13 protein-coding genes are annotated in these 13,312 nt (G+C 63.3%); 7 read left to right on the plus strand and 6 right to left on the minus strand.

Annotation, left to right across the window (positions count from 1 at the left end):
- Nucleotides 1-19 precede the first annotated feature (19 nt).
- Together FKL89_RS18340 and FKL89_RS18345 are read left to right on the plus strand one after the other, a co-directional pair.
- The gene (locus tag FKL89_RS18340) at nt 20-838 is read left to right on the plus strand and encodes an inositol monophosphatase family protein (protein ID WP_156864169.1); all 819 of its coding nucleotides are present in this window, start codon (nt 20-22) and stop codon (nt 836-838) included.
- A 172-nt stretch (nt 839-1,010) separates the two neighbouring features.
- Nucleotides 1,011-1,685, plus strand: coding sequence for a DUF3047 domain-containing protein (locus FKL89_RS18345; RefSeq protein WP_162527581.1), 675 nt, complete (start codon nt 1,011-1,013; stop codon nt 1,683-1,685).
- 18 nt (nt 1,686-1,703) lie between these two features.
- Here the strand turns inward: FKL89_RS18345 and FKL89_RS18350 are convergent, their stop codons facing one another.
- A complete protein-coding gene (locus FKL89_RS18350) occupies nt 1,704-2,336 on the minus strand; it encodes a LysE family transporter (protein WP_156864785.1) in 633 nt (210 codons plus the stop codon).
- Between the two features lie 234 nt (nt 2,337-2,570).
- On the opposite strand from FKL89_RS18350, the gene FKL89_RS18355 reads away from it, so the two are divergent.
- Entirely contained in the window at nt 2,571-3,605 is a 1,035-nt protein-coding gene (locus FKL89_RS18355; protein WP_162527582.1) for a GGDEF domain-containing protein, read from the plus strand.
- Nucleotides 3,606-3,612: 7 nt separating this feature from the next.
- Here FKL89_RS18355 and FKL89_RS18360 read toward each other — a convergent pair whose 3' ends face one another.
- A complete protein-coding gene (locus FKL89_RS18360) occupies nt 3,613-4,650 on the minus strand; it encodes a CDP-6-deoxy-delta-3,4-glucoseen reductase (RefSeq protein WP_156864172.1) in 1,038 nt (345 codons plus the stop codon).
- Between the two features lie 54 nt (nt 4,651-4,704).
- On the opposite strand from FKL89_RS18360, the gene FKL89_RS18365 reads away from it, so the two are divergent.
- Together FKL89_RS18365 and ubiA are read left to right on the plus strand one after the other, a co-directional pair.
- Nucleotides 4,705-5,715, plus strand: coding sequence for a Rossmann-fold NAD(P)-binding domain-containing protein (locus tag FKL89_RS18365; RefSeq protein ID WP_238363425.1), 1,011 nt, complete (start codon nt 4,705-4,707; stop codon nt 5,713-5,715).
- Between the two features lie 16 nt (nt 5,716-5,731).
- Nucleotides 5,732-6,640 (plus strand): 4-hydroxybenzoate octaprenyltransferase, encoded by a 909-nt coding sequence (gene ubiA / locus FKL89_RS18370; protein WP_156864173.1) that lies wholly within the window; start codon nt 5,732-5,734, stop codon nt 6,638-6,640.
- Between the two features lie 182 nt (nt 6,641-6,822).
- Here the strand turns inward: ubiA and panC are convergent, their stop codons facing one another.
- Together panC and FKL89_RS18380 are read right to left on the minus strand one after the other, a co-directional pair.
- A complete protein-coding gene (gene panC, locus FKL89_RS18375) occupies nt 6,823-7,653 on the minus strand; it encodes a pantoate--beta-alanine ligase (protein WP_156864174.1) in 831 nt (276 codons plus the stop codon).
- Between the two features lie 56 nt (nt 7,654-7,709).
- The gene (locus FKL89_RS18380) at nt 7,710-8,357 is read right to left on the minus strand and encodes an HAD hydrolase-like protein (protein ID WP_156864175.1); all 648 of its coding nucleotides are present in this window, start codon (nt 8,355-8,357) and stop codon (nt 7,710-7,712) included.
- 35 nt (nt 8,358-8,392) lie between these two features.
- Between FKL89_RS18380 and FKL89_RS18385 the strand changes: the two genes are divergently transcribed.
- Both FKL89_RS18385 and FKL89_RS18390 read left to right on the plus strand, forming a co-directional pair.
- A complete protein-coding gene (locus FKL89_RS18385) occupies nt 8,393-9,160 on the plus strand; it encodes a ferredoxin--NADP reductase (protein ID WP_238363426.1) in 768 nt (255 codons plus the stop codon).
- Between the two features lie 79 nt (nt 9,161-9,239).
- On the plus strand, nt 9,240-9,530 hold the full coding sequence (locus FKL89_RS18390) for a DUF1330 domain-containing protein (protein WP_156864176.1): 291 nt from the start codon (nt 9,240-9,242) through the stop codon (nt 9,528-9,530).
- Between the two features lie 282 nt (nt 9,531-9,812).
- Here FKL89_RS18390 and FKL89_RS18395 read toward each other — a convergent pair whose 3' ends face one another.
- Entirely contained in the window at nt 9,813-11,696 is a 1,884-nt protein-coding gene (locus FKL89_RS18395) for an ABC transporter ATP-binding protein (protein WP_156864177.1), read from the minus strand.
- A gap of 4 nt (nt 11,697-11,700) precedes the next feature.
- Nucleotides 11,701-13,035 carry an MFS transporter gene (locus FKL89_RS18400; RefSeq protein ID WP_238363427.1) on the minus strand — a complete coding sequence of 445 codons (1,335 nt, stop codon included), beginning with the start codon at nt 13,033-13,035 and terminating at the stop codon, nt 11,701-11,703.
- Nucleotides 13,036-13,312 lie beyond the last annotated feature (277 nt).

The raw sequence follows: 13,312 nt of genomic DNA on the forward strand, positions 1-13,312 counted from the left end.
TTTGCGCTATTGTCGCCACATGAATCCACGCCTGCAACTCGCGATGACATTGGCCGACGAAGCGTCGGTCATGATTCGCCGCGCGTTCGCCGCGCGACGGCATACGCTCAGTGAAAAATCGGCCAACGACTTCGCGACCGATACCGACCGCGAAGTGGAGACGATGATGGCAGCCCGCATCGCGGCGGACTTTCCGGGCGACGTGCTGCTCGGCGAAGAAGGGGGCGAGCGTGTCCTCGGCGATGTGCCAGCAAACAATGTGCGCTGGATCGTCGACCCGCTCGATGGCACCTTCAACTTTGTGCATGGTTTCCCTTACGTCGCCACCTCGATTGCGGTTGAGGTTGACGGCGAGGTGCAGGCTGGGGTCATCGCCAATCCGGTCAGTGGCGAGGTGTTCTGCGCCGGCAAGGGTTTCGGCGCCTGGCTGCACAGGGTTGACCAGCCACCCGTGCGCCTCGCAGTCAATTGCGAACACGCACTTGCCAGCGGCCTGATCGGCTCTGTGCTGCCATCAGCGGCAAGCAAGAGCTTCGAGCGGGTGCTGCCAGCGTGGCTTGACGTTGCCCGCCGTGCCGGCAGCATCCGCCGCACCGGCGCAGCCGCGCTGGATCTCGCACAGGTGGCAGCGGGCCGGCTTGATGGCTTCTTCGTGATGAGCCTCAGTGCCTGGGACGCGGCCGCCGGGGCGTTGCTGGTGACGGAGGCCGGTGGCGTGGTGTGCGACTTCACCGGCGGCAATGACTTTCTGACGAGCAATCAGGTGATTGCTGGTTCCGCCGTCGTTGCAGAGGAGCTCGCTGCGGTGCTGGGTCAGTACGCCATCAGCGCCTGCTGAATCCAATGTGGAAATTTTTCGCGCCAAGGCGTCCTCAGTCAGGTAAAACAGCGCGATAAGTGGTGGCGTAGCTTCGGGGGAATCTGTGCTCAGTCAAGACTTGCGATCACGCCGCTTGCGGCCTTTACTGTCTGCGACACTGATACTGCTGCTGGTCAGCGCGTGCACTCAGATGCCGGCGCCAGTCGTCGAGCCCCCGGTGGACAGCACCGATCGCTTTGCATTGCCGAATGACGCCGCGGTGGCACCCTGGCATGCGGTCAACATCCGTTTCAAGACGCCAACGGCCTACAACACGGGCTCAATGGCAGGCGTGCCCTGCATTCATGCCATCTCGAACGCGGCCTGGTCGTTCTGGGTGGCGCCCGTGCCTTCCGCCTTCGCCGATCGGTCAACGCTATCCTGGCGCTGGTTCATCCCGGCGGCCATTCCCGATGCTGATCCGTCGGCGATCGGCAAGGACGATGCGCCGGCGCGTGTGGTGGTCTCGTTCAAGGGCGACCGCAGCAAACTCGACGCCGCTGAGCGCGCCACCATGAGCCTCGCACGAGCGCTGGGCGGGCTCGAGCTGCCTTACGCCGCAATCCAGTACATATGGGATGCGAAGACCGAACCCGAAACCATCCTGCCCAATTCCAACACCAGCCGCATCAAGAAGCTGGTCGTCAAGCGCGGGCCCGACGGCCTGGCAGACTGGCAGTCGTTCAGCCGTGATGTTCGGGCTGATTTCCGGCGCGCCTTTCCGGGCGAGGAGCCCGGCGAGATCGAAGGTGTCGGCCTGATGACTGACACCGACAGTCTGGGCGGCAAGGCTGAGGCCTGCTACGCCGACGTGTCGCTGCGTTGAGCCGAACGTAGAGCAGGGCTAGGCGCTCGCCCGCTTGAAGGTGGCCAGCGCTGTCGCTGCCGCAACGAACAGCCCGCCGAACAGCCGGTTCAGGAACCGGATCTGCGCTTCCGATCGGAAAAACGCCAGTACCCGAGCGGCGAACGCGGTGTAGATCGCCATCGCAACAAAGTCGGTGCAGGCCATGGTGGCCGCAATCGCCAGATACTGCGACCACAGCGAGGCATGACCGTCAATGAACTGCGGCATCACCGCCATCATGAACACGAGGCCCTTCGGATTGGTGGCGTTTACCGCCCAGCCTTTCACCATCAGCGTCCGTGCGTTGACATTGGGTGCATCGCGATCGACGGCGGCCATCGGCACCGGTGCCGCGCGCCATTGCTTGAGGCCAAGATACACCAGATAGGCCACACCCAGCCACTTGAGTGCAGTGAAGGCATGCGTTGACGTGCTGAGCACTGCACCAAGGCCCACCGCCACCACGGCCAGCGCCGTCATGATGCCTGCGATCAGGCCGAACGTACCAATGAAGCCACGACGGAAGCCGTGATTCAGACCGCAACTCATCGCGTAAATCGCACCCGAGCCGGGCGAGAACGAGATGATCCAGGAGGCCGCAAAAAACGCGAGCCAGGTATCGAGTGCCATACGTGTAGTCACCAACTCCCGCCAGTCGTGCCGACAGCGTTGTTGCTGCCGAAAGTGTGGGGATGTCAAAGTCAGATTGTTTCGATAATGCTACAGTGCATGCCTCTGTTGATCCGGCGCCCGCACGTCCATCCCTTGGAAACGCTTGATCCTCGTTCGATTGGGCTAACGCTATCAATTTCGGGTTTCGCACTCACTGCCGTGTTGTGGGCTGCGCGGCGCGATGGCGACACCATGGCCGGTATCAACGCGTGGGTGCTCAGCGCAGCGTCGCTGGCAAGCGGCATCGGCCTTAATTCGCTGCAGGACGTGCTGCCCGACCTGCTCACGCGCGCGGTTGGCAACACGCTGATGATCACGGCTGTAATGCTTGCCTGGCATGGCGCGCGCGCGTTCCGTGGCGTCACCACGGGTACCACCACATTGCTGGTGACCATGTTTGTCGCTCTGATGTGGAATCTGGCCGTGGTTTATCTCTGGCCGATCCCACGCTGGCGTGTTTTTGGGTTCTCGCTGTTGATGGCGTTCGCCTGCCTGTTGGCCGGCACCGAGTTTCTCCGGCAACAGCAGCCACATCTTCGGGCGGCAGCGCGCTTTGGTGCTGTGCCGCTTTTGTTCTTCGCGCTGCTGATGCTCGCCCGCGGCATTGACGCCTTGCGCCGCACCGAAATCGCCACCGCGCTGACACCGACACCGGTCAACGTGGCGACCTACCTGCTTGGCAGCGTCGTATTGCTCGCCAGTGTCGCTGCAATGGTGATGAGCGTGAATGCCATGCGCGCCGCACAGGTGCGCGAACTCGTTTACCGCGACGCGCTGACTGGCGCTCTCAGTCGGCGAGGACTTTACGCCGCGTTACCGCGCTGGATGCAGGAGCATCAGCCTGGTGCGACGATTGCCGTCCTTGATGCCAACGGATTCAAACGAATCAATGATTCGCTCGGCCACGAGGTCGGTGATCGCGTATTGCAGGCTCTGGTTGAGTGCTGCCGACAGCGATTGCCAGCGTCCGCGCTGGTCGCTCGCTTCGGAGGTGATGAATTCGTTTTGCTGCTGCCGCCCGCCATCCAGGTCGACAACGTGCTGAGCGATGTCGCGTCAACCTTCGTGCAAACGAGTCAGGCGTTGCTATCTGCCAACGACGAGTACCTGGCACCATCGGTCGCGGTCGGGCATGCGCCCATACCCGCTCCTGATCTGAACGCGTTCAAGCAGGCGCTACGTGATGCAGACGCCGTGATGTACGAGAACAAACAGCAGCAACGCTGAGCGTTGCTCAGCTGCCGGTGGCCGCGGCAACGACGAAACTATCAGCGAAAAAGTCGGCTTCAGGCAAATTGCATTGCGTCGTGAAATCAGCTCGTGCTGAATCCACCACCACTGGCGCGCCGCAGGCGTAGACCTGATGGCCGGACAGGTCGGGATAGTCCGCCATCACCGCGCGATGAACAAAGCCGGTGCGGCCGGGCCAGTGGTCTTCGGGTAGCGCATCACTGACCACCGGCACATAGCGGAATTGTTGCGGGTGCTGCGCGACCCAGCCTCTGGCGAGCTCATGCAGATACAGATCTTTCGGCCGCCGACCGCCCCAGTAGAGCGTGACCGGACGCTCGTTGCCGGTGTGGATCATGTGTTCGACGATCGCCTTGATTGGCGCGAAGCCGGTACCGCTGGCGAGCAGAATGATTGGCTTGTCACTGTCGTCCCGCAGATAGAAGCCACCGTGTGCGCCTTCAAAACGCAGGATGTCGCGCACTTTCAGCGCTGGTGTCGAGACGCCGAACACGCGATCGGTGAACAGGCCGCCGGGCAGGTGACGGATGTGCAGTTCGATCAGCGCATCGTCGTGCGGGGCGTTGGCCATCGAGAAGCTGCGCCGCTTGCCATCTTTCAGCAGAAACTCGATGTATTGCCCCGCGCGGTATTGCAGGCGTTCATTCGCTGGCAGCTTGAAGCGCAGGATCATCACGTCGTCAGCCACCCGTTCGAGCTGCTCGATGCGGCACGGCAGGGTTTTCAGCACGATGTCGCCCGCCTTGCGCACATCGCGCGCTTCGATGGTCACATCACCCTTTGGCCTGGCCACACAGAACAGCGCGCGGCCCTGGGTGCGCTCCAGCTCCGGCAGCGTGGTGGCCTGATGCGGACCGTGTTCCACTTCGCCATCGAGCACCCGCCCCTTGCACGAGCCGCAGGCGCCGTTCTTGCAACCGTAGGGGATCAACAGGCCAGCCCGCAGCGCTGCTGTCAAAATAGTCTCATCGGCGTCGCAGGAGAAGACGTGGCCGCCGGGCTCGAGGGTGACTTGGGGCATGAAACGGAACGCGTTGTACGCAGGAAAACGGTGAAAAGACGAAGGCTGAGGATATTGATCGTTGGCGCGGGCGATGTGGCGCGGCGGCTGGTGGCCAGCGTCAATTCGCGCCCCGGCGCCAGCGACGCGATCCGCTGGCTGGGTCTCGCACGTAGTGCGGAAACCGCCCGAACCTTGCGGGAAGACGGAATTTTACCGGTCGATGGCGATCTCGATTTCCGGCCGGGTCTGCGTCGTGCCGGCGCGCTCGGCCGCAGCGCCGCAGCCGTGCTGATGCTGGCGCCGCCGCCAAACGACGGCAACGACGATCCGCGCATGCGACGCTGGCTGGCCGCCGTTTCCAGGTGGCCGCCGCCGGACGCGGGCAACCGCGCCCGCGCGCGCGCTCAGCGCCGCCGGCATGCCGAAGACGATGCCGCCGCCAGCCGGGTCATTGCCGCGAGACGGTTGCGCCATCACCGGCATGCCTTGCACAGCGTCTACATCAGCACCACCGGCATCTATGGCGATTGTGCCGGTGAGCTGATTGACGAAACCCGTCGCGCCCGCCCTGCGAGTCCCCGCGCCAGACGCCGCGTCGCCGCCGAAGCCCGCATTCGTGCTGCCCGCTCACAACGTGTTGCCATCCTGCGGGCACCCGGCATCTACGCGGCCGACCGGCTGCCGGTAGAGCGTCTGCGCGCTGGCACGCCGGCGCTGGCGATGGAAGACGATGTTTACAGCAACCACATCCACGCCGAGGATCTGGCGCGCGCCACCTGGCTCGCCATCTTTCGTGGCCGCAGCCGGCGTGTCATCAATGTGGTGGATGACAGCGAGCTGCTGATGGGGCAATACTTCGACCAGGTGGCCGATGCCGTGGCCCTGCCACGCCCGCGCAGGCTGCCGCGCGCGCAACTGATCCGCGAGGTGTCACCGATGCTCTATTCATTCATGAGCGAGTCGCGCCGCATCGACAACGCCCGCATGAAACGCGAGCTGCGTCTGCGCCTGGCCTATCCGACGCCCGCCCACTTCCTGCGCCAGATGAAGCCTGCCGCCGCGCTGCAGCGAACGCTGCTGTGAACAAACCCGACCGATCATGACCACATTGAGCCTCGGCCAGATCAAGACCAAACTCGACGCCTACGAGCGCCTGATCCGCCTCGACAAGCCGGTGGGCTTCATGCTGTTGATGTGGCCAACGCTGTGGGGGCTGTGGATCGCCACGCGTGGCGCACCCGACGTGCGACTGGTCGCCGTCTTCGTGCTGGGCACCATCCTCATGCGCTCGGCCGGCTGCGCGATCAACGACTGGGCCGACCGCGAGTTTGACGGCGCCGTGAAGCGCACGGCGATGCGGCCGCTGGCCGCCGGCGAGATCAGCGGACGCGAGGCGCTTTGGGTGGGCGCGGCGTGCGCACTGGCTGCCGCGCTGCTGCTGATCCCGCTCAACTGGCCGGCACGTTTCTGGGCGCTGCCGGCGCTGGCAATCGCCGCCATCTACCCGTTCACCAAGCGCTTCTTCTCGATCCCGCAGGCCATCCTGGGGGTCGCGTTCAGCATGGGCATTCCGATGGCGTTTGCGGCGGTGCGCGGCGAGGTGCCGTTGATCGCGGCATGGCTGATGCTGGCCAACTTTTTCTGGGTGCTGGCGTTCGACACCGAGTACGCGATGGTGGATCGCGACGACGACATCCGCATCGGCATCCGTACCTCGGCGCTCTTTTTCGGGCGCTTTGACGTGCTGGCGGTCGCCTGTTGCTACGCCGCATTCATTGCCATGATGGTGCTGATCGGCAACGCCGCCGGCCTCGGCCCGATTTACTACTTCGGCCTCACCCTCGCCGCGACGCTGGCGCTGCATCATCTCTGGCTGATCCGCGATCGCGACCGCATGCGCTGCTTCGCTGCCTTCCGCGGCAACAACCTGTTCGGGATGGCGGTCTTTGTCGGCGTCGCGCTCGACTACGCGGTACGCACGGGTGCGTGGCCGCGCTGGTACGCGTAACCGGAGTTCGTTCACGGCTTTTTGCTGAAACCCTTGTTGAATAAGGGCCCGGCGCAATATAGTTTAAAAGTCGACTTTGGCGCTATTCCGGCTTTCGGCCCTTTGCCGGCGAGCGTCCATGGAAAAGCTGATGGTTAAAACGGCCGTTGCCCGCCGTCGGTAGTCACTACGCTGCAATGCGCTCAGAGCGTCAGTTCGAGGTTATCGAGCAGACGAGGCGTGCCCAGCCGCGCGGCGCCCAGAATGACCAGTTCGCGGTCCTCGTCTTTTGGCGGCAGCAGATCGGCACGGCGGCGCACGGTGATGTAGTCCGGGCGCCAGCCGTGGCGTTCGAGCTCGGTCATCGCCTCGGCCTCGATCGTCGCCCATGAGTGTGTGCCGGTGCGCACCGCGTCGCGCACTTCCTGCAGCACGCGATAGAGTCGAGGTGCCTCTGCGCGCTCAGCGGCAGACAGATACTGGTTGCGCGACGACAGTGCGAGGCCGTCCTCCGCGCGCACCGTCTCGGCAAGGATGATCTCGACCGGCAGCGCCAGTTGCCGCGCCATCGTCTGCAGCACCAGACACTGCTGGTAGTCCTTCTTGCCGAACACCGCGGCATGCGGCTGCACCATGTTGAAGAGCTTCAGCACGACGGTGGCAACACCGCGAAAGTGCCCCGGACGCACGGCACCTTCCAGGATGTCCTCAATGCCGGACGGCTGCACGGTGTAGGTCTGCGGTTCCGGGTAGAGCTCCTGTTCGTCAGGTGCAAAGACCACGTCGCAGTCGATACTTTCCAGCTTCCTGCAGTCATCCGCCAGCGTGCGCGGGTAGCGGTCAAAGTCCTCGCGGGGCCCGAACTGAAGGCGGTTCACAAAGATGCTGACGACAGTGCAGGCACCGCGCGGCGCTGCTTCCTCGACCAGGCGCAGATGGCCCTCGTGCAAATTGCCCATGGTCGGCACGAACACGTTGTTCGGCACGCCCTGCAGATACTTGCGCAGTTCGGCTACGGTGTGAATGACTTCCATCGGGACCTCCTGTAACGATGATCATCCGGTGCGGCACGGCGCACGACGCCGGACGATCAGGCGATGGAGTGTACGGTGTGGATCAGTTGCGCCGGGGAGTCAATGATGCGCCGCGCGCCGGCGTTGTGCAACTCGTCATGGCTGCCAAATCCCCAGAGTACGCCCAGCGAATGCGCCCCTACGTGCAAGGCGGCCTCGACATCCTTGTCGCGATCACCGATCATCACTGCATTGACCGGCGCCACCTTGTAGTGGCCAATCAGATGGGCGAGCAGATCGGTCTTGTGATCGAAGCGCCCGTCGAACTCGGGCCCATGGATGCCGTCGAAGTAGCGGGTGAGATCGAAGTGATCGATGATCTTCTCGGCAAACACCCGCGGCTTGCTGGTGCACAGCGCAATGGTGAAACCCTGCAGGTGGAGCTGGCGAATGGCGTCGCCCATGCCTTCGTAGAGGCTATTCTCGGCCCAGCCGGTGTGCTCGTAGCGGTGGCGGTAATAGTGCAGCGCCGCTTCGGTGTCGATACCGGGAAAAGCACGCGGCAGGGACTCGCGGAACGGCGGCCCGACAAACGGCATCACCTCGCTGTCGGCCAGTTGCGGAAAGCCAAGCTTTTCCAGCGCGTAATTCAGGCAGCGCGCAATACCGTCAAAATTGTTGGAAACGGTACCGTCGAGGTCAAAGAACAGCGTGGTAACAGCCACGTAAAATACGTCCTGGGCAGAGGATCGGGGATGTCGTGAGCGAGAAGTTTATCGAAGGCCGCATTGTCGGTCGCGTGGATTACACCGATTCCCTGTTTTCGCTGCGCTTCGACGCCCCGCTGGACCCGTTCGTCGCCGGCCAGTACTGTCGTGCCGGGTTGATATTGCCCGGAGCACGCGGCGCTGAGGTCGCCATGCGGCCCTATTCGATGGTCAACGCGCCCGACCAGCACCCCCACGAGATTCTTCTGACCCTGGTGCCGCAGGCTGTGGGCGGCATCGTGTCCCCCGCGCTGCATCAGCTGCGGGTGGGCGACGCCATCTGCATCGGGCCGAGAGCCAACGGCTTCTTCTCGATGCCGGAGGTGCCTGATGCCGAGGTGCTCTGGTGCCTCGCCACCGGCACCGGCATCGGGCCGTTCATGTCGATCCTGCACACCGCCGCACCGTGGCAGAAATTCCGCCGTATCGTGGTCGTCCACGCCGTCCGCTACGCTGCCGAGCTTGCCTATCGCAGCGCGTTTGAATTGCTGTCGCAGAAACACAACGGTGCCTTGACCTACGTCCCCTTCGTGTCGCGTGAGGCGGCGCCTGACGCGCTTTCTGGCCGCATCCCCGCCGCCATTGCCGATGGCAGACTGGAAGCCCGGGTTGGCATCACCCTCACGCCTGAAAACTCCCATTGCATGCTCTGCGGCAACCCGCAAATGGTCACCGACACCATGGTCACCCTCGAAAGCAAAGGTCTGCGCAAACATCGCCGCCGAACGCCTGGGCAGATAACGACGGAGGCATACTGGTAGTTGCCGATGAAACAGCAGTGTTGCTGCCTGTTGCTCGCCCTACACTCCCCTATCTCATTCACCAAGCCACAAAACAATCATGGCCGCCTATCTCGTTGTAGACACCCTGCTCGACAATCCGGAGCTCTATGAGCAGTACAAGCTGAAAGCCAAGCCGCTGGTCGAGCAATACGGCGGCGAGTACCTGGCGCGCGGCGGCGCCTTGACGCTCAAGGAGACCGCGCTGTGGTCCCCGACGCGGCTGGTGCTGGTGAAATTCCCTGATGTGGCAACCGCCAATCGCTTCTACGATTCGCCCGAGTATCAGGAAGTGCTCAAGATCAGTCAGCAGTCCGCACGGCGGACTGTGGTGCTGATCGAAGGCATCTGAACGCCGCGCTGGCGCTAGGGCCTGTTCACACTATTTTCGAGAGATGCGTTGCAACGAGACGGCGATGGGTGCAAGGAGCCCTGCGAAGGCCGTGGTTGTTCCACGGCCAAGCAGGGCGACGCGGCAGACGCGCCGTATCGTTGCAACCCTCCGGGGCGTATCCTGTTTTCGCGCCCGGTGTTGTTGCGAATGCCTTGTGGTGCCCGCACCACGGCGGCCTTCGCGCCTAACCGTGCATCGAAAACAGGATCGCCGCACTCGCGAAAATAGTATGAACAGGCCCTAGTTCTCGCCGAGAAAGCCACCGCTCTGATGCGCCCACAGGCGCGCGTAGAGCCCGTCTTTCGCCAGCAAGGACTTGTGATCCCCCTCTTCGACGATACGGCCTTCGTCGAGCACGATCAGGCGGTCCATCGCGGCGATCGTTGACAGTCGGTGCGCGATGGCCACCACCGTCTTGCCTTCCATCAGTCGATAGAGGCTTTGCTGGATCGCCGCTTCAACTTCGGAATCGAGGGCGCTGGTCGCCTCATCTAGCAGCAGGATGGGCGCATCCTTCAGCATCACTCGCGCAATGGCAATGCGCTGACGCTGCCCACCGGACAGCTTGACGCCGCGCTCACCGACGTGAGCATCGTACGCCGTGCGGCCTTTCGGGTCGGTCAGACGCTGCACGAAGTCGTGCGCCTCGGCACGCTTCGCGGCGTGCACCATGTCCTCATCAGTAGCGTCTGGTCTGCCATAGACAATGTTGTCGCGTACCGAACGGTGCAACAGTGACGTGTCCTGCGTGACCATGCCGATATTGCTGCGCAGGCTGTCCTGTGTCACCGTGGCGATGTCGGTGCCATCGATCAGGATGCGGCCGCTGTCGATGTCGTAGAAGCGCAGCAGCAGGTTCACGATGGTCGATTTGCCGGCGCCGGAACGACCGACCAGGCCGATCTTTTCACCGGGCTGGATGGTGAGCGACAGATTCTCGAAAATCGGCTTCAGCGTCTGTGGTCTTGTGGCCTCCGTCGTTGCGTCGCCTGCAGATTTTTCGCGACGATCCTGTGCGTAGCTGAAGGTCACGTTCTCAAAGCGGATCTCGCCGCGCGTCACAGTGAGCGGCTTGGCCGTCGGAGCGTCCACCACAGTCTGCTGTTTCGACAGCGTATCGAGGCCGTCACGTACGGTGCCGATGTGCTCAAACAGACCAGCAAGCTCCCACATGATCCAGTTCGACATGCCGTTGAGGCGCAGAGTCATCGCGGTCGCCGCCGCAACGGCGCCGACGCCCACCGCGCCATCAGACCATAACCAGATCGTCACCCCGACGGTGGACATGGTGAGCAGGATGATCAGCACATGGTGCGCCATGTCGTAGGCAGTGATGTAGCGCCACTGCTTGTACACCGTCGACATGAACTCCTGCATCGCGTTCTTGGCGTAACCTGCTTCGCGCTGCGCGTGCGAGAACAGCTTGACGGTGGCGATGTTGGTGTAGGCGTCAGTGATGCGGCCGGTCATCAGCGAACGGGCATCGGCCTGCGCCTGCGAAATCTTCGCCAGGCGAGGCACGAAATACCAGCAGGCGCCACCATAGGCAATCACCCAGGCGATGAAGGGCAGCGCGATGCGCCAGTCGAAGCCGCCGGCACCAATCACCATGGTGACGAAGTAGATGATCACAAACACCATCACGTCGGCGAGGATCATCCAGACATCACGCACCGCCAGCGCGGTCTGCATCACCTTGGTGGCGACGCGACCGGCAAATTCATTCTGGTAGAAGCTCATGCTCTGTCCGAGCATCATGCGGTGAAAGTTCCAGCGCAGCCGCATCGGGAAGTTGCCCATGATGGTCTGGTGCTTCACAAAGGCGAAGGCCGACACCATGATCGGGCTGATCGCCAGCAGGCTGAACAACAGGATCAACCCGCCCGCATGCTTGTCCCAGAGCTGCGCCGGTTCGGTTTTCGCCAGCCAGTCGACCAGCTTGCCCATCATCGCGAACAGCAGCGCCTCGATCAGGCCGATGACGCCGGCGGTGACGGTGACTGCTGCCATGTACGGCCGCAACCCCTTGGTGCAGGACCACAGAAACGACCACAACGACTTTGGCGGTACCGCCGGTACTTCAGCCGGATAGGTGCTGACGAGTTTTTCGAATACCTGAAACATGCAATCAACCCTGAATTGGTAGCGAGGCCGGCTTGGGCAGACTGCGTGTCCCCATCATCACCGTGCTGCGCCACGCGAAAATTGTCAAAACCACCGCGCTCAGACCGGCCATCGCTAGCGACGCACGCAGGCCGATGTGTTCGCCCACGTAGCCACCGATCAGCGCACCGGGACCGGCACCGATCAGGATCAGCCAGCGCATGGTGCTGGTCATGCGGCCGAGCAACGGCTCAGGCGTGACCGCCTGCCGGAGCGACAGGAAGTTCACGAAGATCAGCGTCGCGCCGCCGGAGAAGCAGGTCAGCATGAAGCCGAACAGCACCACGCCAAACACGCTCGCCGGCGCTACCGCCAGCGCCAGCCAGCCCACCGCACTCACCGCGAAGCCTGCCACGATGGTGGGGCCGGGGCCAACACGTTCGCTGACCCGTTTGCCATACACGCTGGCGAGGATGGTGCCCACGCCCATGCCGACGTAACACATGCCGATCGCCTGCGCCGTCATGCCCAGCTCGCGCGTCGCCACCAGAATCTGCACCACGCTAGCCATGTGATGCAGCAACTGCCAGCAGCCCACGAACAGCGCGAGCATCCACAGCATCCGCGTGCGGAACACAAAGCGCAGGCCATCACGCAGCTGCCGCATGAAGGTCGCCGCCGGGCGATCTGCCAGCGACTCGTCAACGCGAATGCCGCGCAACAGCAGCACCGACCCGGCAATCAGCAACGCATCGAATGCAATCGCAATCGGCGCGCCAAGCAGTTTGATCAGCGCTCCCGCCAGCCCGGGGCCAGCGATCTCCGAGCCGGAGACAGCGAGCGCGTTCTTGCTGTGCGCCTCAACCAGTCGTTCGCGTGACACGATCTGCGTCAGCACGATCTGCGCGGCTGTGCCGCCAAACACGTGCACGCAGCCAAGCACAAAGCCCACCACATAGAGCCAGGTCATCGACAGCACGCCGGTCCACGCCGCAATCGGCACCGTGGCGAGCGCGAGCGCGAACACCGATTCGCCAACCACGTAGACCGGCAGCTTGCGCACGCGGTCCAGCCACACGCCCGCAGGCAGCGACAACAGCACGAAGGGCACGATCTCGGCCGCCATCAGAAAGCCCATCTGGGTGGGGGTGGCATTGAGCACCGTGGCCGCCGTGAGCGGCAGCGCCAGCATGGTGATCTGGGCGCCGAAGTGGGTGATGATGACCGAGGCGAAGATGCGGCGATAGTTGCGGTCGTGCAGCAGATCGCCGGCCGGCAGCGAGGGCAGCCGCAGCATCGAACGCAGCGCCTCTCCTATTCGTTCAGACAGACTGGACAAGAAACTCAAAATGGTTTGCATCGCAAACTCCGGAAAACTTGGGGGCCCTGGGCAACAGTGACCCGCGGCAATGGAGACGAAAATAGCAACTGGCGCCGGACACCGGCGCAACAGCGGCAATGACAACAACCAGCGGAGGTTGAAACGGGAGCGAATCAGGCGCTAGGAAGCGTCTGCCTGCTCCGGACCAGACAAAGCGTGCGGTGCTCGCAAATCCTGCCGAAGGCGGGAACGGTGCGGCCCTTGCGAAGTGCTCCGAATGATCGTCGAGTCAACGCGGGTGTTTCGGGAAATAAAT

This window comes from Casimicrobium huifangae (assembly GCF_009746125.1).
GTDB classification, from domain to species: domain Bacteria; phylum Pseudomonadota; class Gammaproteobacteria; order Burkholderiales; family Casimicrobiaceae; genus Casimicrobium; species Casimicrobium huifangae.

What these genes read in the sequence shown, in the direction of transcription:
- FKL89_RS18340 (WP_156864169.1), top strand. Translation starts at nt 20, where the DNA reads ATGAATCCACGCCTGCAACTCGCGATGACATTGGCCGACGAAGCGTCG.
- FKL89_RS18345 (WP_162527581.1), top strand. Translation starts at nt 1,011, where the DNA reads ATGCCGGCGCCAGTCGTCGAGCCCCCGGTGGACAGCACCGATCGCTTT.
- FKL89_RS18350 (WP_156864785.1), bottom strand. Translation starts at nt 2,336, where the DNA reads ATGGCACTCGATACCTGGCTCGCGTTTTTTGCGGCCTCCTGGATCATC.
- FKL89_RS18355 (WP_162527582.1), top strand. Translation starts at nt 2,571, where the DNA reads ATGGCCGGTATCAACGCGTGGGTGCTCAGCGCAGCGTCGCTGGCAAGC.
- FKL89_RS18360 (WP_156864172.1), bottom strand. Translation starts at nt 4,650, where the DNA reads ATGCCCCAAGTCACCCTCGAGCCCGGCGGCCACGTCTTCTCCTGCGAC.
- ubiA (WP_156864173.1), top strand. Translation starts at nt 5,732, where the DNA reads ATGACCACATTGAGCCTCGGCCAGATCAAGACCAAACTCGACGCCTAC.
- panC (WP_156864174.1), bottom strand. Translation starts at nt 7,653, where the DNA reads ATGGAAGTCATTCACACCGTAGCCGAACTGCGCAAGTATCTGCAGGGC.
- FKL89_RS18390 (WP_156864176.1), top strand. Translation starts at nt 9,240, where the DNA reads ATGGCCGCCTATCTCGTTGTAGACACCCTGCTCGACAATCCGGAGCTC.
- FKL89_RS18395 (WP_156864177.1), bottom strand. Translation starts at nt 11,696, where the DNA reads ATGTTTCAGGTATTCGAAAAACTCGTCAGCACCTATCCGGCTGAAGTA.
- FKL89_RS18400 (WP_238363427.1), bottom strand. Translation starts at nt 13,035, where the DNA reads ATGCAAACCATTTTGAGTTTCTTGTCCAGTCTGTCTGAACGAATAGGA.